Source organism: Streptomyces sp. NPDC004111 (genome assembly GCF_042874215.1).
Lineage (GTDB): Bacteria > Actinomycetota > Actinomycetes > Streptomycetales > Streptomycetaceae > Streptomyces.
In genome coordinates, this window is the sequence record NZ_JBIAMU010000001.1 from 435,330 (window position 1) to 457,097 (window position 21,768).

General features: G+C 73.9%; 15 protein-coding genes. 8 read left to right on the forward strand and 7 right to left on the reverse strand.

Going from position 1 to position 21,768, the window contains the following annotated elements; all coding sequences use genetic code 11:
- Positions 1–216: 216 nt before the first annotated feature.
- Together ACFYVL_RS01950 and ACFYVL_RS01955 are read left to right on the forward strand one after the other, a co-directional pair.
- Entirely contained in the window at positions 217–669 is a 453-nt protein-coding gene (locus ACFYVL_RS01950; protein WP_389240733.1) for a hypothetical protein, read from the forward strand.
- Between the two features lie 243 nt (positions 670–912).
- Positions 913–1,398 (forward strand): peroxiredoxin, encoded by a 486-nt coding sequence (locus ACFYVL_RS01955; RefSeq protein WP_389240735.1) that lies wholly within the window; start codon positions 913–915, stop codon positions 1,396–1,398.
- Between the two features lie 10 nt (positions 1,399–1,408).
- Here ACFYVL_RS01955 and ACFYVL_RS01960 read toward each other — a convergent pair whose 3' ends face one another.
- On the reverse strand, positions 1,409–1,984 hold the full coding sequence (locus ACFYVL_RS01960) for an NADPH-dependent FMN reductase (RefSeq protein ID WP_389240737.1): 576 nt from the start codon (positions 1,982–1,984) through the stop codon (positions 1,409–1,411).
- A gap of 360 nt (positions 1,985–2,344) precedes the next feature.
- Here ACFYVL_RS01960 and ACFYVL_RS01965 point away from each other — a divergent pair, with 360 nt between their 5' ends.
- The 5 genes from ACFYVL_RS01965 (at position 2,345) to ACFYVL_RS01985 (ending at position 11,249) form a co-directional block, all read left to right on the forward strand.
- Positions 2,345–5,881 (forward strand): BTAD domain-containing putative transcriptional regulator, encoded by a 3,537-nt coding sequence (locus tag ACFYVL_RS01965; protein WP_389240739.1) that lies wholly within the window; start codon positions 2,345–2,347, stop codon positions 5,879–5,881.
- Positions 5,882–6,273: 392 nt separating this feature from the next.
- Complete coding sequence (locus tag ACFYVL_RS01970; RefSeq protein WP_389240741.1) at positions 6,274–7,140, forward strand: alpha/beta fold hydrolase; 867 nt, start codon at positions 6,274–6,276, stop codon at positions 7,138–7,140.
- Between the two features lie 190 nt (positions 7,141–7,330).
- On the forward strand, positions 7,331–8,854 hold the full coding sequence (locus ACFYVL_RS01975; protein ID WP_389240743.1) for a GMC family oxidoreductase: 1,524 nt from the start codon (positions 7,331–7,333) through the stop codon (positions 8,852–8,854).
- Positions 8,855–9,075: 221 nt separating this feature from the next.
- On the forward strand, positions 9,076–10,188 hold the full coding sequence (locus ACFYVL_RS01980; RefSeq protein ID WP_389240745.1) for an NAD(P)-dependent alcohol dehydrogenase: 1,113 nt from the start codon (positions 9,076–9,078) through the stop codon (positions 10,186–10,188).
- Entirely contained in the window at positions 10,185–11,249 is a 1,065-nt protein-coding gene (locus tag ACFYVL_RS01985) for an alpha/beta hydrolase (protein ID WP_389240747.1), read from the forward strand. Before ACFYVL_RS01980 ends, ACFYVL_RS01985 begins: the two co-directional genes overlap by 4 nt.
- Before the next feature lie 519 nt (positions 11,250–11,768).
- On the opposite strand, the gene ACFYVL_RS01990 is transcribed toward ACFYVL_RS01985, so the two are convergent.
- The 5 genes from ACFYVL_RS01990 to ACFYVL_RS02010 all read right to left on the reverse strand — a co-directional run bounded on the left by ACFYVL_RS01990 (position 11,769) and on the right by ACFYVL_RS02010 (position 19,428).
- On the reverse strand, positions 11,769–12,881 hold the full coding sequence (locus tag ACFYVL_RS01990) for an NAD(P)-binding domain-containing protein (protein WP_389240749.1): 1,113 nt from the start codon (positions 12,879–12,881) through the stop codon (positions 11,769–11,771).
- Positions 12,878–13,546 (reverse strand): antibiotic biosynthesis monooxygenase, encoded by a 669-nt coding sequence (locus tag ACFYVL_RS01995; protein WP_389240751.1) that lies wholly within the window; start codon positions 13,544–13,546, stop codon positions 12,878–12,880. Before ACFYVL_RS01995 ends, ACFYVL_RS01990 begins: the two co-directional genes overlap by 4 nt.
- Entirely contained in the window at positions 13,539–14,960 is a 1,422-nt protein-coding gene (locus ACFYVL_RS02000) for an aldehyde dehydrogenase family protein (RefSeq protein ID WP_389240753.1), read from the reverse strand. Before ACFYVL_RS02000 ends, ACFYVL_RS01995 begins: the two co-directional genes overlap by 8 nt.
- Before the next feature lie 46 nt (positions 14,961–15,006).
- Complete coding sequence (locus tag ACFYVL_RS02005) at positions 15,007–16,533, reverse strand: GMC family oxidoreductase (protein WP_389240755.1); 1,527 nt, start codon at positions 16,531–16,533, stop codon at positions 15,007–15,009.
- 123 nt (positions 16,534–16,656) lie between these two features.
- Positions 16,657–19,428: an AAA family ATPase gene (locus tag ACFYVL_RS02010; RefSeq protein WP_389240757.1), complete on the reverse strand. Its 2,772-nt coding sequence runs from the start codon at positions 19,426–19,428 to the stop codon at positions 16,657–16,659.
- Positions 19,429–19,521: 93 nt separating this feature from the next.
- Between ACFYVL_RS02010 and ACFYVL_RS02015 the strand changes: the two genes are divergently transcribed.
- Complete coding sequence (locus tag ACFYVL_RS02015) at positions 19,522–20,394, forward strand: catalase (RefSeq protein ID WP_389240759.1); 873 nt, start codon at positions 19,522–19,524, stop codon at positions 20,392–20,394.
- A gap of 92 nt (positions 20,395–20,486) precedes the next feature.
- Here the strand turns inward: ACFYVL_RS02015 and ACFYVL_RS02020 are convergent, their stop codons facing one another.
- On the reverse strand, positions 20,487–21,404 hold the full coding sequence (locus ACFYVL_RS02020; RefSeq protein ID WP_389240761.1) for a phosphatase PAP2 family protein: 918 nt from the start codon (positions 21,402–21,404) through the stop codon (positions 20,487–20,489).
- Positions 21,405–21,768 lie beyond the last annotated feature (364 nt).

Below are 21,768 nucleotides of genomic sequence, written 5' to 3' on the forward strand. Positions count from 1 at the left end.
GCCGGGGGATCCGGAGCACACGCGCCCACCGGTCGGCGGCGATATTCGCTTTGTGGACCCGGCCGGACACCGGCCGGGGGAGGATGCGGGGCAGCAGGTGAAGCCCGTCCCGGGCGCCCCTCCGCCCGCGGACGAACATGGGGGCGCGGATCGGGATACCGGACTTGACCGGCTGGGTATGCGGAGGTCAACGGTACGGGTGGGGAAGGGCACACGATGAGCACGAGCACGGAGGCGTACGCGCACAGCGCGGTGGAACGGGCCGAGCTGGAGGTACGGGAGGGCGCCGCCGACCGGGTGCTCGCCGTCGCGGTGCGCTCGTACACGCAGTTCGGGGTCCACGCCCGGTTCGACTCCGTCGTCACCCAGGAGGTGTTACCCGCGCTCTGGTCGACCGTCCGCGACGCCGAACGGGCCCACCACCCCGACCTCCTGGAGGACTTCGTCATCCGCTACCAGGAGCGGCTGGTGCGGTTGTTCGCGTCCTGCGGGCCCCGGTCGGCGGCTGCCGTGCGCGGCCGGTACGAACTCCTCGCCCACCCCGTCGGCCTGATCGCCCTGGAGCGGCTGGCCACGGTCCCTTCCGCGCTCACCGAGCGGTGGCGGGGCACACTGCCCGACCAGTGGCTGGCGGACCTGACCTCCGGCTGGGGCGCGGCGACGTGGTGAGAGCCGGTGTCCCGGCCCCGGTCGGGGCAGGGACACAGGCTCCGCGGTGCCGGACACGGGTACGGGGACAGCGCCGGCGGCAGCGGCTCGCGGTGCCCCGCGCCGTCCCGGGGGCGTGTGCACCAGTACGGTGTGCCGGACACGGCCGCGCGGGTGCTGGGAAAGCGGCACCGCCCCGGTCCGTGCCGTGCCGCACCCGTCCGCCGGCCCAGCGCCGCAGCGCACCGCACCAGGAGGAACCCGATGGCCGCGAGTCCCGCTCAGGGAGACGCCGTTCCCGAATTCACGCTGCCCGGTGGCGTGCTGGTCGACGGCAGGTTCGAGCGGAGCGAGTACGCGCTGCGCGGCGCTCCGGGGCGCCCGCTGGTGCTCGCCTTCTATCCCGGTGACGACACCGCGGTGTGCACCAAGCAGCTGTGTTCCTACTCCAGCGGGCTCGATGTCTTCGCCGCCGCCGACGCGGAGGTCTGGGGCATCAGTTCCCAGGACCTGGACAGCCACGAGGCGTTCGCCCGCAAGCACGGGCTGAAGATGCCGCTGCTGGCCGACCCCGACCGGAAGGTGGCCCGGATGTTCGGCATCACCGCGCCCGGAATCGGGGTGCGCAGGGCGGTCTTCATCGTGGCCCCCGACGGAACGCTGCGCTGGAAGCACGTCGCGCTGCTGGGCGCCACCTTCCGGAGCACCGAAACCATCGCCCGGGAACTCGAAGCGCTCAAGAGCTCCTGAACGGAGCGGTTCAGGCGGTGGGCACCGCCGCGTCCGTACGGCTCATCCGCACCAGGCCCGCCAGCAGATCGCCCAGCAGCTGCTCGGTCACCTCGTCGCCCAGGAACGTGCCCGCGGCGTCGAAACGGCCGTGGGAGCGGAAGACGGTCACCTCCGGGTGGTCGAGGACCTGTGCCTGGATGCGGTGGAGCACCTGGCGCAGGACGAGTTGGGCCCGAGCGGTGCCGAACTGCGACGGCGAAGCCCCCAGCACCGCGACCGGCTTGCCCCGCAGGACGGAGGCGCCCGCGGGCCGGGAGAGCCAGTCGAGGCCGTTCATCAGGGACCCCGGGATCGACGAGTTGTACTCCGGGGTCGCGATCAGCACGCCGTCCGCGTCCGCCACCCGGGCGCGCAGCGCGGCGACCGCCGCGGGCGCGGGAAGCGGCTCCAGGTCCTCGTTGAAGAGGGGGAGGTTCCCCAGCCCTTCGTACAGATCGATGGCCACACCGTCCGGGGCCAGCGCGGGAAGGGATCGCAGCAGCCCGGTGTTGTGGGAGGCGCGGCGCAGACTTCCGGAGATGGCAAGGAACTTCAGGCAAGACATGTGCGGTCCTTCTTATGTGTTCTGCGAGTGCCGACGGGGTGTCGGCGGGGCGCGCGACGCGCCCGGTTACAGCGGTGGTCATGGCGCAGGGGCCGCCGGTGCCCGGGACGGGTGCGGGTGAGTGCGCGGTCCACCGGACGCGCGCTGTCTCCTGGGAGGCGCGCTGCCTCGTACGACGGAAAGGTCGCCGCACGACGGGAACGGCGCTCCCCTCTGTCCCGGGCGGAGCAGGTGTGCTCCCCCTGGCCACAAGACTCGGCGGCGCGGTCAACGATCGTGCAAAAGGCGGTAACGGTGCAGGTCATATGATGTTAAGTACAAACTTACGACCCTTGACCAGGTCGGAACGGGGAACGAACGATGACGGCTGACGAGGTGGTCGCCGGCCTGGGCCTCACGCTGCTCGACGGCGTGACCGCCCAGCAGCACGGCACCGCTGTGCCACTGGGCCCGCCGCAGCGCAGAGCCCTGCTGAGCGTGCTGGCCCTGCGCCGCCGCCAGTGGGTCTCCATGCCCACCCTGCTCGACGCCCTGTACGCCGAGGACGCCCCGCTGCGCGCGAACAAGGTGATCCAGACCCACGTCTCCGCCCTGCGCGCCGTACTCGAACCACCCCGCCCACCCGGGACACCCCCCTGCGTCCTGCTCTACGGGCACGGCGGCTACCAGCTGCGCATCGCCGACGACCAGCTCGACCTGGGCCGCTTCGAAAACCTGGTCGCCGAGGCCGAACGCGCCCGCACCCGCCGCCAGTGGCGCCAGGCCGACGACCACTACACCCGCGCCCTGGACCTCTTCCACGGCGAACCCCTGGCCGGAGTGCCCGGCCCCTACGCCGAACGCCGCCGCATCTCGCTGGCCGAACGCCGCCTGGTGGTCCTGGAGGACAGCCTGGAGAACGCCATCGTCGGCGGACGGGCCGAACAGATCGTCGACCGCCTCCGCCTGGCCGCCGCCGAACACCCCCTGCGCGAACGCCTCCACGGACTGCTCATGCAGGCCCTGTACGCCGGAGGCAGACAGTCCGAAGCCCTCCACGCCTACCGCCACACCCGAAACCTCCTGATCGAGCAGCTCGGCGTCGAGCCGAGCAACGAACTGCGCGACCTCCACACCCGCATCCTCAACGGCGAGGAACTGCTCGAACCGCACGCGTACGCGCAGCCGGAGCAGGTGGTGGCGCCTGCTGCCCCTGTGCCGCCTGTCGTTGTCGTCGCGCCTGCCCCCGAAGTCCCTGTCCCCCAGGCTCACCAGGAGCCCGCGGGCTCCGTGGTCGTACCGTCCACGTGGGTGTCCGGGGCGGACGACGGGCCGTTGTGCGTGGGCAGGGAGGCGGAGATCGGCGGGATCACCGCGCTCGCCGCCCGGGGCCGCTCCGGTGCGGGCGGGTTGGTGGTGGTCTCCGGCGGGGCCGGAACGGGCAAGTCACTGCTGCTGTGCGAAGCGGCCCGGCGGCTGCCCGCCGCGCGGTGGCTCTCCCTGTCGGGTACGGGTGGCGAGCCGGCTCTCGTCAGTGGGCTGCGCGGCGCCCTGGGGCTGTCCCCGCAGGACGGTCCCCGCTCGCCCGCCGACGCCGACGCCCGGCGGCTGGCGGAGTGGGCCCTGCGGGCGCTGGACGGGGTCCGGGGTCCGGTGGTGCTGCTCGCCGACGACGTCGCGGAGGCCGACGCCATCTCCCTGGAGGCCCTCGCACTCGTGGGCCGGGGGCTGTTGCGCCGCCCGGTGCTGCTGGTGCTGGCCGCCTCCGACGTGCCGCTGGACGACCCCGGCACCGCCTGGTACGCCGCGCTGGAGGCGCACGCCCACCTCGTGCTCGCCCTCGGACCGCTCGACGTGCGGGACATCGCCGCCCTGGCCCACCGCCGGCTGGGCGCCGCACACCCCGAGGACACCACGACGGCCCCGGGCGATCCCGCCCGGGAGGCCCTGGCCGCACTCCTTCCCCTGGCGACGGAGGTACGGGAGATCACCGGCGGACTCCCCGTCCTGGTCGCGGCCCTCCTTGCCGACCTCGATCCGGTCCGGCACCGTACCGGCATCACCCCGGACCTGGTGTCCGACCGGTTCGCCCGGTCGCTCTGCCACTTGCTGCACCGGCACGGGCCCGCCGCCGTACGCCTCGTACGCGCCCTCGCCGTACTCGCCGACCACCAACCGGACACCGAGACGCTGGCCGCCGTGTGCGAGCAGTCCCCCGCGGCGACCCGGCAGCTCTGCGCCAGGCTGGCCCGCCGCGGGGTGCTGGCCTCAGCCGAGCCGCCGCGGCTCCCCCACCCGTTCTTCGCCACCGCGCTCCTGCACGCCTGCACACCCGACGACCGGGACAGGGTCGGCGTGGCGGCGGCGCGCCGGGCCCGGATGTGCCACCGGCCGAACCGGGAGGTGGCCGACCACCTGGTCGATCTGTCCGGTACGCAGTGGGCGCCGTGGGCGGCCACCCTCGTCGACGCGGCGAACGACTGTCTGCGGGACGGTGCCGGTGCGCAGGCCGTCCGGTACCTGGAGGCGGCGGCGCGCATCACCCTGCCGTCGGAGCGGGCCGACGTGCTCCTGCACCTCGGGCAGGCCGAACTCCAGACGAATCCGGACGCCGCCCGCCTCCACCTGCAAGAGGCGCTCCAGATCCAGCGGGAGCGCGCGGAACCGCCGACGGCGGTCGTCCCGCTGGCCTGGGTCATGGTGTCGCAGGGGCAGGCGTGGGCCGCCGTCCGGCTCATGGAGACGGTCACCTCGGAGACCGAAGCCGTCGACGCCTGGGGGGCGTTGGCCATTCGCTGCGCCGGCTGGCTGATCACCTCGCTCACCCCCGGCCCCTGGCACGCGATGATGCGGAAGATCAGGGCCACACCACCGGGGCTCGTCGCCGGGGACCCGGTCGCGACCGCGCTGCTGATCTGCGACGACGCGGCGAAACTGCGCCTCACCGCGCAGGAGACCATGGACCGGTTCCCTACCCCCCGCACGGTGGCCGAGTGCTCCGAGCTGCCCCGCCCGCTGGTCGGTCTGCTGGCGATGCTCGCGATGTGGGCCGACCGGATCTCCTTCGTCGAGCAGCTGTGCGACCAGTCGAGCGACCAGGACTTCTCGACCGTCGACCTCTTCCGGGTGCAGCTCAGGGCGGAGATGGCGCTGCGGCGCGGGGACCACCGCAAGGCACTGGCCGAGTGCCGGCTGCTGACCAGCGTGCCCCTCGACCAGGACGTACGCAGGCCGCTGGCCCTGGTCGCCCTGCACGCGCGGGCGCTCGTCGGCCTCGGCAGGCTGGACGAGGCGGAGCGGTGGCTGGACAGTGTGACGCACCACGCCGACACGGAGTCCTGGCCGTGGACCACCTTCCTCTATGTGCGCGGCATGCTCTTCTCCGCCCGGGGCGACGCGCAGCAGGCGGCGGCCCACTTCCTCGAAGCGGGCCGGCAGATCGCGCTGTGGGGGCTGGCCACGCCGGGCCATCAGACGTGGCGATGTTCGGCCGCCGCGGAGCTGGTGCGCCTCGGCCGTCACGAGGAGGCACGCGCCCTGGCCGAGGACGCCCTCGACGTGGCCGTCCGCTGGGGTGCGCCCCGCTTCATCGGGCTGGCCTGGCGGGCGATGGCCACCACGTCCGCCGCACACCGGCGTGTTCCGCTCCTGGAGAAGGCACTGACCTACCTGGAGCGGGCCGAGTCCCCGATCGACGTGGCCGCGACGCTCACGGACCTGGCGGAGGCGTGGACCGGTGCGGGTGCGCCCGAGCGTGCCCGGCCCCTGCTGCGCCGGGCGCGGGAGACGGCCGAGGAACTGCACGCCACGCTTCTGCTGCGGCAGATCGCGGCGGTGGAGGCTCAGGAGTCCGACAGCCGGGGTGCTCCGCCCGAGTCCTGGCTCGTCTCCGCGCTCCCCGGGGCCGTGGCTTCCTGAGGGGCTGAGGGGCTGCTTCCGGGGCCGCTCGCGCGGTCGGCACGGTCATGACGGATCCGATGACGGATGCGGTGCTTCCGGGGGCCGGGGCAGAGTCGTCACCGCACGGACCGGTTCCCGCCTCCTGTGAACAGGGGTGGTGGGCCGGTCATGGGCCGCTCGTTCGCGGACCCCGGCCGTTGCCGGGGCCGTCGCGCCGCGGCGTGCCCGTGCTCGTGCTCGTACTCCCGGCTGCCGTCGACGCGTTCGACGGGCCGCCGTCCGGCACACCGTCCGGGCGGCCCACGGGCCGTACCCGCCGGAACTCCGTCCGGCCCACACCCCTGACCACCGGTCTCCGGGCACCGTCCCGGGGCACCGGTGCGCCTCCTCCCACCCCTTTGGAATCACGCATGAACAACTCACGTCACTCCCGCTCCCGTTCCTCCCGCAACCGCTACGTCCTCGGCGCCACCGCCGCCGCGACCGTGGTGGCGGCGGGTCTGCTCGCCACCAACGCGTCGGCGGTGCCGGAGCAGCAGGAGAGCGTCACCCAGGTCCACCGGAACAAGCCGACCGTCGTCCTGGTGCACGGCGCGTTCGCCGACGCCTCGGGGTGGAACGCCACCGTGGACCGGCTGCGCCGGGACGGCTATCCCGTGCTGGCCGTCGCCAACCCGCTGCGCGGGCTGGACTACGACACCTCGTACCTCACCGGCGTCCTCAAGGACGTCGCGGGACCGAAGATCCTGGTGGGGCACTCGTACGGCGGGGCCGTCATCGGCAACGCCGCGGTTTCCGTGCCGGACGTCAAGGCACTCGTGTACGTCGCGGCGTGGGTGCCGGACAAGGGCGAGTCGCTCGGCGGGCTGATCGAGAAGCACACGGATCCCGCCGTCAAGCCGCTGCCGTTGAAGAACATCACGTACAACCGGCCCGGCACGAGCACGGGTACCGACGTGTTCATCGACCCGGCCCGTTTCCGTGCCTCGTTCGCCGCCGACGTCCCGGCGTCCGAGGCGGCGCTGATGGCCGCCTCGCAGCGCCCGATCAGCGTCGAGGCGTTCGGTCAGCCCAGCAAGGAGGCCGCCTGGAAGACGCTGCCCTCCTGGGCGCTGGTCGCCACGCAGGACCAGGCCATCGGTACGCGCCTGGAGCGGTTCATGGCCCGGCGCGCGGGTGCCCGCATCACCGAGGTGTCCGGTTCGCACGCCGTGATGGTGAGCCGGCCCGACGCCGTGACCCGCCTCATCCAGCAGGCCGACCGCGCCACCCGCTGACCCCCGGCGGCCGGTGCGGCGCTCTCGCCGTACCGGCCCCGGGGCCCCGGCCGGAATGACGGATCCGGTGACCGATGCGGTCCGTCCGGACCCCGGCCAGAGTGAGGACCGCGTGAACCGGGCGGCACCTTCCGCCAGTGGCAGGTGCCGCCCGGCACACGGCACGCACCAACGCAGACAAGGAAGAGCAATGAACAGCACGGACTTCGACAACATCGTGGTGGGCGCCGGTTCCGCGGGGGCCGTCGTCGCACGGCGTCTGGTCGACGCGGGCCGCAAGGTGCTCCTCGTCGAGGCGGGCCCGGTGGACGACACCGAGGCGATCCACGACCCGACGGGCTCGGTCCAGCTGTGGAACAGCGCCTGGGACTGGGCCTACCTGACCGAACCGCAGACCCACGCGGACGGGCGGCAGTTGCCCTGGCCGCGCGGCAAGACCCTCGGCGGTTCCAGCGCGTTCAACGGCATGATCTACGTACGGGGCGCGGCGGCCGACTTCGACTCCTGGGCCTACCAGGGCGCGGCGGGCTGGTCCTGGCGGGACGTCGAGCCGTACTTCCGCCGCATGGAGGACTTCGAGGGCGGCCCCGCGGGCGGTCGCGGCACCGGCGGGCCGCTGCACGTGCAGCGCAACCCCGGACCCGACGCCCTGGTGCGGTCCTGGGTGGAGGCCGCCCAGCAGTACGGCCTGCCGTACAACGAGGACTACAACAGCGGCGACCAGCACGGGGTGAGCTACACCCAGCACACCATCAAGGACCGGCGCCGCCAGTCGACCTGGGTGGCTTACGGGTCCGCCGTGCGGGACAACCCGCTGCTGCACGTGGTCACCGGCGCGCTGGTGACGCGGATCGTGTTCGACGGCGACCGCGCCGCCGGTATCGCCTACGTCGTCGACGGCCAGGAGCACGTCGCCCGCGCCGCGCACGACGTGGTGCTCTCCGGCGGCGTGTTCGGCACCCCGCAGCTGCTGATGCTCTCCGGGATCGGCCCGGCCGAGCACCTGCGTTCCTTCGGGCTGCGGGTGCGCGCCGACCTGCCGGGCGTCGGGCAGAACCTCCAGGACCACTGGTCGGCACCGCTGGTCTGGAAGTCGAAGCAGCCGCTGCCCGGCTGGGCGGCGCAGGGCCTGGAGGCGCACTACTTCGCGTCGTCCCGCCCCGGGCTCGCGGTCCCCGACCTCCAGCCGCTGTTCCTGTCGTTCCCCTACCCGGTGCCGGGCGCCGACCTGCCCGAGCACGGCTTCTCCGCCGTCGGCCAGCTGCTGCACCCGCACAGCAGCGGCGAACTGCGGCTGCGGTCCGCCGACCCGGCCGTTCCGCCGCTCCTGGACCCGCGGGTGTTCTCCGACCCCCGGGACCTCGAACTGCTCGTCGACAACCTGGAGATGCTCCGCGACATCGCGGAGCAGGGGGCGCTCAAGGAGTGGAACGACGGCGAGGTGCTGCCCGGACCGGGCACCGCGACCCGCGCCCAGCTGCGCGACCACGTGCGCGCCACGGTCGTCTCCGGGCACCACCAGATCGGCACGGCCCGGATGGGCCTGGACGCGATGTCCGTCGTCGACCCGGAACTGCGGGTGCACGGGGTGCGGAACCTGCGGGTGGCCGACGCGTCGGTCATGCCGCACGAGCCGACCGGCAACACCAACGCGCCGAGCATCATGATCGGCGAGAAGGCCGCGGACCTGATCCTGGACCGCACGGCCGAGTAGCGGCCGAGTAGCGGCCGACGGGCCCTTCTTGCCCGGCCCGTGACGCGAACTCCATTGCGGCGCAGGCAGGTTGACCCCGTAGGGCGGCGGCGATCCGAAGCGATCGCCGCCGCCCTACGGACCGAAACCAACCTACGGACCGAAACCGCCCTGCGGACCGACGCCCCTCTCCGCCGAATACCCCCCTTCACTCCCCCCTTTCAGAAAGCGACCGGATCGTCATGCCCACAACTGTCACCGCCGCCGTCGTCCGAGACGCCGATCAGGGGTTCCTGATCGAGGAACTGCTGCTCGAAGACCCGCGACCGGACGAGGTCCTGGTCCGTTACGAGGCTGCCGGGCTGTGCCACACCGACCTGGAGGCCGCCGCCGGGCACCTCCCCACCCCGCACCCGGTGGTCCTGGGGCACGAGGGCACGGGAATCGTGGAGGCCGTCGGTTCGGCGGTGACCGGGTTCGCCCCCGGTGACCGCGTCGTGCTGAGCCTCGACTCGTGCGGCACCTGCCGCAACTGCCTGGGCGGGCAGCCCGCGTACTGCGACCGGCACATCCCGCTCAACTTCCACTCCCGACGGGCGGACGGCTCGGTGGGCCTGCGTGACGCGTCGGGCCGCCCCGTGCACGACCACTTCTTCGGCCAGTCCTCCTTCGCCTCGCACGGTCTGGCCCACCCCCGCGGCCTGGTCAAGGTCCCCGCCGACCTGCCGCCCGCGATGCTCGCCCCGCTCGGCTGCGGCCTCATCACCGGCGCCGGCGCGGTCCTCAACTCCCTGCGGGTGCGGGCCGGTGCCACGGTGGCGGTCTTCGGTCTCGGGGCGGTGGGTCTGGCGGCGCTGATGGCCGCCGTCGCCTCCGGTGCGACCCGCGTCATCGCGGTCGACCGCAACCCCGAACGCCTCGAACTGGCAACGGAGTTGGGTGCCACCGACGTCATCGACGCGTCCACGGCGAACACCGCGGAGGCCGTCATGGACCTCACCGGCGGGCGCGGGGTGGACCACAGCGTGGAGTCGACCGGTGTCGTTCCCGTGATGAACACCGCCGTCGCCGTCCTCGCGCCGCTCGGCTCCGCGGCGGTCCTCGGCGTCGCCGCCCTGGACGCGGACCTCCGGGCCAACGCCTTCGAACTCCTCAAGGGCCGTACCGTCACCGGTTCCGTGATGGGCCACCAGGCCCCGGGGCTGCTCATCCCCCGGCTGCTGGACCTCCACCAGCAGGGCCGTTTCCCGGTGGAGCACCTGGTGACGACGTATCCGCTGCCTGACATCGAGCGGGCCATCGCCGATGTCAGGGCGGGCGCCACCGTCAAGGCCGTCCTCACCCACCAGGCATGACCACCACCCCCGGAGACCGGGCCGGCCACCTCGGCGAATCGACCAGCGATCCTGCGGACGGCCGCCCCGGAGTATCGACCAGCCGCCCCACGGCCGGCCGCCCCGCCGACTGGTCCGAGCACACCCGCCGTGCACTCGCCCTGTTCGCCGCGCACGGCGGCGGCGACGCCCTTCCCCCGAGCGTCGAAGCGGCCCGCAGCGACCCTGCCGTCGCGGCCCTGGCCGGGCCCGCGGCACAAACCAGGGCCGGGGAGACGCCCGCAGCCACGACCGGGGCCGTCAGTGAACGTTCGCTCGACGGCCCCGGCGGGCCGCTTCCGGTCCGGATCTACCGTCCGGCCGCCGCCGGGGCATCCGGTCCGCCGCTGCCGGGGATCGTGTACTTCCACGGCGGCGGTTTCGTGGTCGGCGGGCTCGACAGTCACCACGCCTGGGTGTCGGCCCTGTGCGAGGCGACCGGACGCGTCGTCGTCGCCGTCGACTACCGGCTGGCCCCCGAGCACCCCTTCCCCGCAGCCGCCGAGGACGCGCTCGCCGCCACCCTGCACATCGCCACGTACGCGGTGGACTTCGGGATCGATCCCGTGCGCCTGGCGGTGGCGGGCGACAGCGCGGGGGCCAACCTGGCCGCCGGGGTCGCCCGGTGTGCGGCCCGCGCGGGGCTCCGCCTCGACCACCAGGTCCTCGTGGTCCCCTGGCTGACCCCTGCGGCGCCCACGCCCAGCCGTACCGAGTACGCCACCGGTTACGGCCTCACCGACGCGCTGCTCTCCTGGTTCCTGGAGCACTACGCGCAACCGGGCCGCTACGACGACCCGTTGCTGAACCCCGGGCTCGCCGACGACCTCACCGGGCTCGCACCGGCGACGGTCGTGACCGCGGGGCTCGATCCGCTCCGGGACGAGGGTCAGGCGTACGCCGGACGGCTGCGCGCCGCCGGGGTGGATGTGCGCCACCACCGGCTGGAGGGCGCCTTCCACCTCTTCAACCTGGCAGGCGCGGTCGGCGGCGAGGTGATCGGGGCGGCCACCGCCGTCGTCGCGGAGCGCCTGCGGCCGTAAACAGTCGCGGCTTTCAACGCCCCCCCCATCGGCCGCCGGTCACGCACCGGCGGCCGATTCGGTATCCGCGATCGGCTACTGACTTACGGCCGGCCACTCATCAGTGGCCGGCCGTAAGTCAGTAGCCGATCCATTAAGCGGCACTGCACGAAGCGCGGCAGTTCGGCCTCGTCCACGAGGGCGACCGCCGCGTCCTCCGCCAGATCCGGCTGCGCCCCCGGCGTCCAGGACGGGCTGGTCACCGCCGGTACGGAAGCGGCCGATGCGCTCGCCGGGCGCGATGTCCTCGGCGCGACCGAAGCAGGTCCGGAGCCGGTTCGACCTCCAGGCCGCCTGCTCCCCCGATGACGATCGGCCGGGTCCTGGGGCGGCTGCACGGGCTCGTATCGCTGGAGGGCTGACCGTGGCGCGGGCACGGCGGGGCCCGCCGGAGCTCGGTGCTCGGTGCTCGGTGCGGGAACGGAGCGGGCCGCTCCCCCCATCGGTGGGGGGAGCGGCCCGTTCCGTCGACGGCTGCCGTCAGGAGGCGGTGAACAGTTCGTCCTGGCGGCCGACGTACGGCTGGAACAGGGCGGCGGGCCAGTTGGGGTCGATGTCCGAGACTCGCTCGATCACCTTCCACACGCCGTCGCGGCGCTCGAACCGGTCCTGGTAGGTGCCGGACGACACCACTCCCTCGTTGCCCTCCTTCCAGTTGACGCGCCAGCGCCACGACACGACGGCCGAGTCGCCGCCGCCCTCGATCTCGAACCAGCCGACCTCGTGGAACCACTTCTCCAGCGGGAAGACGCTGTGCGCGTAGTCGTAGAGGTTCTTCAGGCCCTCGGGTCCGTAGAAGGTCTGGGTCCGCAGGTCGTGGACGGTGAAGGCGGCCTCCGGCCAGTAGAGGTCCACATAGGCGTCGGCCGACCCGCGGCTCGCGTCGTTGTCGATGCGGCGCTGGTGGAGGGTGAGCTGCTCGAAGATCTCGAACCGGTCCGCCGCGGTGAGGGGCGGCAGCACGGCGAACGCCTCGGTGCTGTTCACCGCCCTGCCCAGGGCGCCGTACTCGTGCAGGTCGCCGAAGACCTCGATGCGGATCGACTGGTCGAGGCCGCCGACCCGTACGGGGTCGAAGCCGGCCGCGGTGATCAGCCGGGCGACCGTCGCGCCCGCGGCCGCGTCGTCGGCGGCGTAGAAGCCGACCGCGGGCCGCGGGGAGCGGCGGGAGGCGGCGGACAGGGTGTCGGCGGAGAGCGTGCCGAAGGCCTTGACGAGGGCGGCGCCCTCGGGGAGGAGGCCGGCCAGGAGCAGGCCGGAGGACTCCTCGGCGCCGATCGTCTTGACGAAGCCGCCGTTGCCGTCCGGGGCGATCGGGTTGGAGGGGTCGACGAGGATCTTGCCCGCCAGCCGGTCGCCGTACTGGGCGAGCAGTTCCTTCGTCACGTCCAGCCAGACGGCGAGGACGATCACGTCCGCCTTGTCGACGGCCTCGTCGACCGTCACCGCGGTGGCCCGGTCGCCCAGTGAGTCGGCGAGGAGCTGCGCGCTCGTGAGGTCGCGGGCCGCGAGCAGCACCTGCTCGCCGCCCGCCACCAGGTTGGTCGCGAGCCGGCTGCCGATGTTGCCGGCTCCGATGATTGCGGTGGTCATGTCGTTCTCTTTCTGCTGCTGAGGGATCGGGCGCCGGGGTCGGACCGCCGGCCGCCGTTGGGGGTGGGGGCGCCGGGGCGTAGCCACCGGCGCAGGATTCGGGTGACGGCGGGCATGGCCACGTACGTCATCAGCACGCTGAACAGCGCGGCGAACACGGCCGTGCGGGCCACTTCGGGCAGCGCCGTCAGGCGGGGTGCGAGGAGCGAGGTGCCGAGCAGGGAGATCGGGAAGATCCCGAGGGCGGATGCGACCGCCGTCTTCCAGCGGGGCGGTACCACGGCCTCCCGGCCCGGGGCGGTGAACCAGCCCTCCAGGCCCGCCAGTTCGCGTCGTGCGACCTCGGTGTGGCGGTGCCCCTGGTGCGGGGCGAAGAACTCCGCGCGCTGCGGGGACCGGTTCCACTGCTGGAGCGCCCGGTGGTCGCGGAAGCGGTGTACGAAGATCCACGGGTCGCCGTCCGCAGCGGGGTGGAAGAGGCCGCCGCCCAGGTTGCCGGGGGCGGTGGACGCCGCGGCCAGCACGCCCCGCGCCCACTCCTGGAAGGCTTCCTCGTGGCCCGCCTCGACGGTTCGGGCCGCGACGAGGGCCACGTCGCCGCGCCCGGCGAGGACGGTTCCGGCACACTCGCCGGGCGCGGGGACGGGATCGGTCCGGTCAGGCACGCGGTGCGGCGTGGACGTAGTGCTTGGTCTCCTGGAACTCCTCCAGGCCGCGCATCCCGTTCAGCCGGCCCATGCCGGACTGCTTGAACCCGCCCTCCTCGAACATGTCGTGGACGATGGCCCAGGTGTTGGTCCACACGGTGCCGGCCTGGATCTCGCGTCCGACGCGCAGCGGGCGGTCGACGTCGCGGGTCCACAGGGAGGCGGCCAGGCCGAACTCGGTGGCGTTGGCGCGGGCGACGGCCTCGGCCTCGGTCTCGAACACCTCGAAGGTGGCGACCGGGCCGAACACCTCCTGCTGCACGACCGGCGCGTCGACGTCCTCGACCTCGATCAGCGACGGGTGCAGGAACGCGCCGTCGCGGCTGCCCCGGACCAGCAGCTTCGCGTAGGCGGCAGCTCCGGCGACGACCTCCTCGACGCGCCGGGCGTTGTGCTCGTCGATCAGCGGGCCCATCTCGCTGGCGGGGTCGTCGCCGGGGCCGACCTTGACGGCGGCGAGCGAGGCGGTCATCCGGCGGCGGAACTCGTCCGCGATGCCGCTCTGGACCAGGATGCGGCTGCCGGTCATGCAGAACTGGCCGGTGAAGGTGGTGACGGCCTTGGTGAGGACGGGTACGGCGACGTCGAGGTCCGCGTCGTCGAAGACGATCATCGGGCTCTTGCCGCCGAGCTCCAGGGAGAGCGCCTTGAGGGTGGGGGCGGCGTTGGCCGCGATGATCCGGCCGACCGCGGTGGAGCCGGTGTAGCTGATGACGTCGACCTCCGGGGAGGTGATGAGCAGCGGGGCGCCGTCGTTGCCCGACTCGGTGAAGACGTTCATGACTCCGGCCGGGAGGCTTTCGGTCTGCGCGATCACCTCGCTGAGCAGGCCGTTGACCAGGCCGGTCTGGCCGGGGAGCTTCATCGCCACGGTGCAGCCGGCGGCCAGGGCGGGGGCGAAGGAGCGGACTGCCAGGACGACGGGCGAGTTCCACGGGGCGATGACCGCGGCGACGCCGGCGCCCTCGCGGAGCGTCATGGAGTAGAGGCCGGGGCGGACCTCGCCCGAGCTGCCGTGGTCGCTCAGAGCCAGTGCCGCGTAGTAGCGGAGCTTGGGCACGGTGAGGTCGATCTCGAAGGCCGCCTCGCTGAGGATCTTGCCGTTCTCCCGGGCGAGCAGGGTGACGAACTCGTCGCGCCGGGCCTCAAGGCGGTCGGCCATCTCGAACAGGGCCCTGGCGCGCAGGTTGCGGTCGCGCGCCCAGTCGGTGGTGTCGAAGGCGCGGCGGGCCGCGGTGATCGCGGCCTTCGCCTCGTCTGCCCCGGCGTCGGCGAAGGTGCCCAGGACCTTGCCGGTGGACGGGTTGCGGGACTCGGTCCTGCGGGCGGAGTCGGTCCACTGGCCGTCGATGTAGTTGCGGGCGTGCTGCATTGCGGAATGTCCTTCGGGTGGGTGGATCAGATGGGGATGGTGCGGGTCAGATCTGGCGGGCGATGTGCTCGGCCGCCGCGATGACGGTGAGGTTGGTTGCTGCCGACGGGACGTCGGGGAAGATCGAGGCGTCGACCACGCGCAGTCCGGGCACCCCGCGCACCGCGCCGAGCCGGTCGGTGACGGCCGTCGGGTCGTCGTCCGCGCCCATGGGGGCGGTCGACGTGGGGTGGTGGTAGGTGTCCAGGGTGGCGAGCATCGACGCCTCGATGTCGGCGTCGCTCCAAACCTGCGGGCCCGGGTTGAGTTCGCCCTTGACCAGGCCGGCCAGCGGCGGGGTGGCGCCGAGCCTGCGGGCGAGTTTGACGCCCTCGGTCAGCCGGCGGCGGTCGCCCGGCTCGGCGAGGAAGTTGAGGTCGATGCGCGGCGGGTCCAGCGGGTCCCGGCTGTTCAGGGTCAGGGTGCCCTGGGAGGCGGGGTGCACCAGGGCGACCGCGAGGACGAAGCCGACCCCGGTGGGGCTGGTGCTGTGGTCGAAGAGGTGGGTGGCGGTGATGTGCAGGTCCAGTTCGTCCTCGGCCGCCTCGGAGCTGGCGGTCCAGACCTTGGCGCCGATCACCGGGGTCTGCTCGCCGATCCGGTCGGGGTCGGCGGCGTAGGCGTTGTAGTAGAAGGGGTGGTCCTGGAGGCGGAGGCCGACGGGCAGGTCCGCGACGACGGGGATACCGAGGGCGCCGAGGTCCTCGGCGGGGCCGATGCCCGAGCGCAGCAGGATCGCCGCGCTGCCGTAGGCGCCCGCGCTGAGGACGACTTCCGCGGCGGGCACCGGTGTGCCGTCCGCGAGGAGCACGCCGGTGGCCCGCCCGTTCTCGAAGGTCACGCGGTCGACGAGGACGTCGGCGCGCAGCGTCAGGTTGGGCCGCGCCCGGACCTCGGCGGTCAGGTAGGCCATGCCGGTGTTGATCCGGACGCCGTCCTTGACGTTCATCGGGTACGGGCCCACGCCTTCGGGGTCCGTACCGTTGAAGTCGTCGACCGGGCGGATGCCGTCGGCCAGGGCCGCGTCCACGAAGGCGCGTTCCATGGTGCTGAGGTCGTCCCGGGTGAGCTGGGCGACCGGGAGCGGGCCGGTGCGGCCGTGCAGGTCGTCCCGGCCGGCCGTGGTGGACTCCAGTGCCTTGAACGCCGGCAGGATCTCTTCGTACGACCACCCCTTCAGGCCCCGCTCGGACCAGCGGGCGAAGTCGGAGGGCAGGGCCCGGACGGCGACGGAGCCGTTGACGGCGGAACTGCCGCCGAGGACCTTGCCCCGGTAGGCGGCGACGGGGTGGCCGATGTGGCCGGGCTCCGAGAGGTAGCCCCAGTCGTGGCCGGTGTACCCGCCGAGGAGGCTGCTGCTGGCGACCTCTTCGGGGTACCCGTCGGGTTCGTACGCGGGTCCCGCTTCCAGGAGCAGTACCCGGCGGGCGGGGTCCTCGCTGAGGCGGGCGGCGAGCACGGCCCCGGCCGAGCCGCCCCCCACGACGAGGGTGGGCAGGGACGCGGGGTCGTACTGCGGGGTGTCGTTGTTCATGGGGAGCACGCTAGGAAGCCGCGGCCGGTTCGGCATCGGTCACCGCATCGGTCATCGCGCAGATCGCCGTGCGGTTCGTCGTACGGGCGACGGCGCAGGTCGTCGCGTCGGCCGAAGCGCGGTTCATCGGCCTGCCGCCGGTCCCGGGCGGCGGTCCAGCAGCCGCAGCCCGTTGTCGAAGTCCACCCGGGCCAGCTCCGCGCGCGCCACGATGCCCAGCTTGGGGAAGACGTTGGACAGGTGGTGGCCCACGGTGCGGGGGCTGATCAGCAGCTGGGCGGCGATCTCACGGTTGGTGAGGCCGTCGGCGGCGAGTCTGGCCACCCGCAGTTCCTGGGGCGTCAGCAGGGGTTCGCGGCTGTCGCGGGACGGTTCGGGGCGGCGCAGCCGCTGCCCCGTCAGTTCCTGCTCGTGCAGGCTGCGGGCGAGCAGCGGGGTGGCGCCGAGCCGCTGGAAGACCTCCGCCGCCTCGGCCAGCTGCACGCGGGCGTCGGTCCTCCTGCGGGCGCGCCGCAGCCACTCGCCGTAGAGCAGCCGGGTGCGTGCGTGGGCGAAGGGGTGCCGGCTCGCGTCCGGCACCTCCAGGGCCCGTACGAACAGTTCCTCCGCACCGGTTTCCGCGAGCAGTGCCCGGCTGCGCCAGGCGGCGGCCACCGCCCAGGGCGCCCCGGTGTGCTCCGCCCACTGCGTCAGGCGTCCGAGCGCGTCCGCTCCCTGTTCCGGGCGGCCGGCGCCGCTCGCCGCCTCCACCGTGTCGGCGGCGGCGAGGAGGGCGAAGGTGGTGTGCGCCGCCCGGTGCCCGGGTTCGGCCACCCGCAGCAGGGTCTCCAGGGCGTCCTGGGAGCGTCCGGCGAACAGGGCCGCCATGCCCCGGTTCCAGTAGGCGGCGGCCGTCAGCGCGCGTGCTCCGCGCGGCACCGACAACTCCAGTGTCCTCGCGGTGAGTTCGGCGACCGCGGTTTCGTCGCCACGCAGCGCGGCCAGCCAGGCGAGGGTGTTGCGGCACTGCGAGGCCGCGTGGTCGGCGCCGATCTCCTCGGCCGTGTGGAGGGTGTCGGCGGCGTTGGCGGCAGCCTCCGTCCACCGTCCGTGCACGATGTCGATGGTCGCCGTCTGCGGGACGGTCAGCACCAGCGGGCTGACCTCCGCCGTGCGGCGCAATACCTCCAGCTCGCTCCGGTACGCCCTGGCCAGGGGCTGCTCCACGCCCCATGCCACGGCCAGCGGCGCGGGCGGGATCAGCCGCCAGGAGCCCCGGGCGAGCTGGGCGAAGGTCTCGTCGGTCAGCGGCGGCGCGTCGGTGTCCGGCCCGTCGCCCCACCACTTCCTGATCAGGGGCAGCAGGTCGGCCTCGGCGGACCGCGCGTCGTCCGTCAGCTCCTCCAGCCGGTGCAGCGCCTCGGCCTGGCGCGCGGCGCTGCCGCCCGACCAGCCGGCCCGTACCGCCAGGCAGGCCAGCTGCACCGCCTTCCGCGGATCGGACACCGAGCGGGTGGCGTCCAGCAGCAGCCGGTGGGCCAGTTCCTGGTCGCCGTGCGCGAACTCGATGATCCCGCGCAGCCCTTCGCTCTCGCGGACCACCAGGTCGGTGCCCCCGTCGGGGCCCGCGAGCCGGTCGGCCCGGTCGAGCAGCTCGCGTGCCGCCGCCACCTGCCCGTCCCCCCAGGTGGCCAGTGCCCCCAGCGCGTACCGGCGTGCCGCGTCGGTGGGTACGGGGGACAGTTCGGCCGCCCGGCACAGCGCCCGCGCCGCCGACGCGTAGCCGCCGCGCGTCCAGCCGTTGCGCGCGCAGTGTTCGAGGAGCGCGGCCACTTCCTCGTCGGCCGTGTCCGCGGCGGCGGCCAGGTGCCAGGCCCGCAGGTCGGTGCCGTCGGCGCCGCGCAGTGCCTGCGCGAGCGCGCGGTGTACCGGCTGCCGCTGGGCGAAGGGCGCCTGCTCGTACACGACGGCGGCCAGCAGCGGTGTCCGGAACCGTATGCGCCCGTCGGAGACGAGGAGGAGCCCGGAGCGCATCGCCTCGTCCCAGGCGGCGGGTCCGGCCCCCAGTACGGTCGCCGCCTCGCGCACCGTGCGGTGGTCGCCCAGGTCCTCGGCCGCCGCGACCAGCAGCACCTGCTGCGCGCAGGGGGAGAGCCGGGCGGCCCGCGCCCCGAAGGCGCGCCGCAGCCGGGGGCCGACGGGGACGCGTTCCATCGCCTCCCCGGTGTCCGCGGCGCTCTCGCCGGCGAACGGCAGCTCGCGCAGCGCCAGGGGGTTTCCGGCGGCCAGCCGCACCGTGCGGTGCACGTCCTGTTCGTTCGCGGCGGGCCTGTCGTGGCGTACGAGTTCGGCCGCTTCGGCGTCGGGCATCGGGAGGATCTCCAGGCCGGGCAGCAGTTCCCAGCGGCCGTCCGTGGCGGGGTCGCTGTGCCCCGTGAGCAGCAGGGCGACCGGCTCGGTGCGCAGTCTGCGGACGACGAAGGCCAGGCACTCGGCCGTCGGTTCGTCGAGCAGGTCCGCGTCGTCCACGGTCAGGAGCACCGGCTTCTCTCCGGCGAGTTCGGAGAGCAGCGTGAGGGTGGCCACTCCGATGAGGAAGCGGTCGGCGGTCTCCTGGCTGTGCCCCAGGGCGCCGTGCAGTGCGGCGGCCTGCGGTGCGGGCAGTGCGTCGATGCGGTCCGCCGCCGGCCAGAGCAGCTCGTGCAGGGCGGCGAAGGCCAGCTGGGACTCCATCCGGGTGCCGCGGCAGCTCAGGACCGTGAAGTCGGCCGCGGCGGCGGTCGTGTACTCCAGCAGCGCGGTCTTCCCGATGCCGGGATCGCCCCAGAGCATCAGTGCCGCCCCCGTGCCCTTGCGCGCTCCGTGAAGGATGCCGTCGAGCTCCGTCTTTTCCCTGCCGCGACCCAGAAGATTCATCTCTCGCCATTCGTGCAACGTCGTCGTGTGCTTCGGCGCGACCGATACGGTGACCGATGCGCCGGTCAAAACCCCGTCCCTACGGTCTGTGCCATGAACAGCACGACGCAGAACACGGGTACTCACCTCGTGGAACAACTGGCCGCGACCTCCGACGCGGCCCCTTCGCAGCGGCTGCTGCACGCCCGCGGCACCTGGGCGCAGGGCGAGTTCGTCCCGTCGCCCGGGGCCGCCGGGATCAGCACCGCACCGGTGTTCGCCGCGCCCCGTACGCCAGTGACGGCCCGCTTCTCCACCACGCTGGGCGGCTCCGGCGGGCACGACGGCGACCCCGGCGACCAGGGGCTCGCGATCCGGGTCGGGGACCTGGACCTCGTGACCTTCACCCTGCCGGTGTTCTTCGTCCGTACCGGGGCGGACCTGGTCGCGTTCCTGCGCGCCACCCGGTCCGGCGACCCGGCGGCCCTCCCCGCGTTCCTGCGCGAACACCCGGAGGCGGAGACCGCGTTGGGCTTCGCGGCAAAGGCCCGGCCCGTCCCGAGCTTCACCGGGGTGACCTACCACGCGGTGCACGCCTTCGGCCTGGTGGACGCGGCGGGAACCACCCGGTGGGTACGGCTGAGCCTGCGGCCCCTGCACCCGCTGCCCGCCCTGGAACCCGCGGAGGCGCTGGCGCTGCCGGGCGACTACCTCACCCGGGACCTCGCCGACCGGCTGCCGGCCCGCTTCGAGCTGACGGCCCATCTCCCGGGCCCGGAAGACGAGTTGCACGACCCGACCCGGCTGTGGGCCGGTACGGGGACGGTCCCGCTCGGCACTCTCGCCCTCACCGGTGTCCAGGAGCCGTCCGCGGAGCCGCCGTTCGACCCGCTGCGGCTGCCCCCGGGTGTGCTGGCCCCGCGCGACCGGCTCTCGAAGGACCGCAGCGCCGCCTACGCGGCGGCCCGCGCACGCCGTCACGCCTAGGACCACCCCGTCGGGGCCGCCACGCCCCCGGAGGCCGGTGCGGATCTCCTGGATCCGCACCGGCCTTCGCCGTACCCGCCGCCGCGGCACGCTCACCCGCGGCTCGCCCGCGGTGTACGGGCACCGGCCGAGGGGGTGAGGACGGTGACGTGGATCAGTACCGCGCACACCAGGGCCGCCGCGGCGAACACCAGCGGGCGCGCCAGGGCGTCGTCGCGCGAACTGGCCAGTACGGCGCCGACGGCGGCGACGCCCAGCGGGAGCAGGACGCGTACCCGGGTGGCTTCCGGAACGGTGTCTTCCGGAACGGTGGCGACCTTCAGGAGCCGTCCGGCGAGGCCGTAGCAGGCGCAGGCCAGGAGGGTCGCGCCGAGTACGTCGCTGGGCCGGTGCCAGTACAGCGACTGGACACCGCCCGCGGTGACCGCGGTCCACAGCCCGCCGGCGCCGACGACGTAGGGGCGGGATCGCTCGGAGGCGACGAGGGCCAGCCCGAGGGTCAGCGCGGCGGCGATGGCGACGTGCCCGCTGGGGAAACTGGGCGCGAGCAGTGGCTGCGGCGCGTGGACCAGGTCGGGGCGGCCGAGGACGTACGTGCTGAGGAGTTCGGTGACGCCGAGCGCGGCCACCACCGTCACGAGGCCCGCGACGCCCTCCCGCCGGCGCCGGCGGATCGCGGCGACCACGACGATCAGGACCGCGCCCACGAGGAGCGTCGCCTCTTCGTCCGTGAACGGCGGCGGCCCCCAGGACTGGGTCAGTACGGAGATCCGCGCACCGTCGGCGTACCCGCGCACCAGCGCGTTCTCCGCGGACTGGCCGAGGGGCGTCAGCACGGCGAGGAGATACAGGGCGGCGAACGCGAGGAGGAGCGTGGCGGGAGAGCTGGCTCCGAACCGTGAACGACGTCGCTGCCGCCGCGCCGCGGCGCCGGTGGCCGGCGGTTCGTCGACCGGGGCCGATGTGTGCGGCAGTCGGTCCGGCGTGGTGGGGCAGGGGGGTTGGGGCATGGCGGTGCGGTTTCCGTTTCGTCCGGCGGGGCCGGGAGAGGAGGGGCGGGGGTGCGGTGGGGAGGTGCTGGGCGCGGGGGGCGTGGGCGGCGGGCGCGATCGTTCACGCACCGGCCGAGGTGCTGAGCGCACAGGGCGCGGGGGGCGGGCGGCGGGCGGCGGGCGGCGGGCGGCGGGCGCGATCGTTCTCGAACCGGCCGTCGGTTGCGCCGCTCGGCACGCCGGGCGAGGGCTGCGGCAGCGTTGACGTGCGTCCGCGCCCATGGCCTCTCCCCCGGCTGGTGCGAGCCGGCCGACCGACGCACCCGGCGGGTGCCGTCGGTCTGACCTGTGCCGTGCCGGAGGCGGCGGGCGCGGGGACCGG

Coding starts and splice junctions, on each gene's coding strand:
- ACFYVL_RS01965 (WP_389240739.1), top strand. CDS start 2,345: ATGACGGCTGACGAGGTGGTCGCCGGCCTGGGCCTCACGCTGCTCGAC.
- ACFYVL_RS02015 (WP_389240759.1), top strand. CDS start 19,522: ATGAACAGCACGACGCAGAACACGGGTACTCACCTCGTGGAACAACTG.
- ACFYVL_RS02005 (WP_389240755.1), bottom strand. CDS start 16,533: ATGAACAACGACACCCCGCAGTACGACCCCGCGTCCCTGCCCACCCTC.
- ACFYVL_RS01990 (WP_389240749.1), bottom strand. CDS start 12,881: ATGACCACCGCAATCATCGGAGCCGGCAACATCGGCAGCCGGCTCGCG.
- ACFYVL_RS01985 (WP_389240747.1), top strand. CDS start 10,185: ATGACCACCACCCCCGGAGACCGGGCCGGCCACCTCGGCGAATCGACC.
- ACFYVL_RS01980 (WP_389240745.1), top strand. CDS start 9,076: ATGCCCACAACTGTCACCGCCGCCGTCGTCCGAGACGCCGATCAGGGG.
- ACFYVL_RS01975 (WP_389240743.1), top strand. CDS start 7,331: ATGAACAGCACGGACTTCGACAACATCGTGGTGGGCGCCGGTTCCGCG.
- ACFYVL_RS01970 (WP_389240741.1), top strand. CDS start 6,274: ATGAACAACTCACGTCACTCCCGCTCCCGTTCCTCCCGCAACCGCTAC.
- ACFYVL_RS01950 (WP_389240733.1), top strand. CDS start 217: ATGAGCACGAGCACGGAGGCGTACGCGCACAGCGCGGTGGAACGGGCC.
- ACFYVL_RS02020 (WP_389240761.1), bottom strand. CDS start 21,404: ATGCCCCAACCCCCCTGCCCCACCACGCCGGACCGACTGCCGCACACA.
- ACFYVL_RS01955 (WP_389240735.1), top strand. CDS start 913: ATGGCCGCGAGTCCCGCTCAGGGAGACGCCGTTCCCGAATTCACGCTG.
- ACFYVL_RS02000 (WP_389240753.1), bottom strand. CDS start 14,960: ATGCAGCACGCCCGCAACTACATCGACGGCCAGTGGACCGACTCCGCC.
- ACFYVL_RS01960 (WP_389240737.1), bottom strand. CDS start 1,984: ATGTCTTGCCTGAAGTTCCTTGCCATCTCCGGAAGTCTGCGCCGCGCC.
- ACFYVL_RS02010 (WP_389240757.1), bottom strand. CDS start 19,428: ATGAATCTTCTGGGTCGCGGCAGGGAAAAGACGGAGCTCGACGGCATC.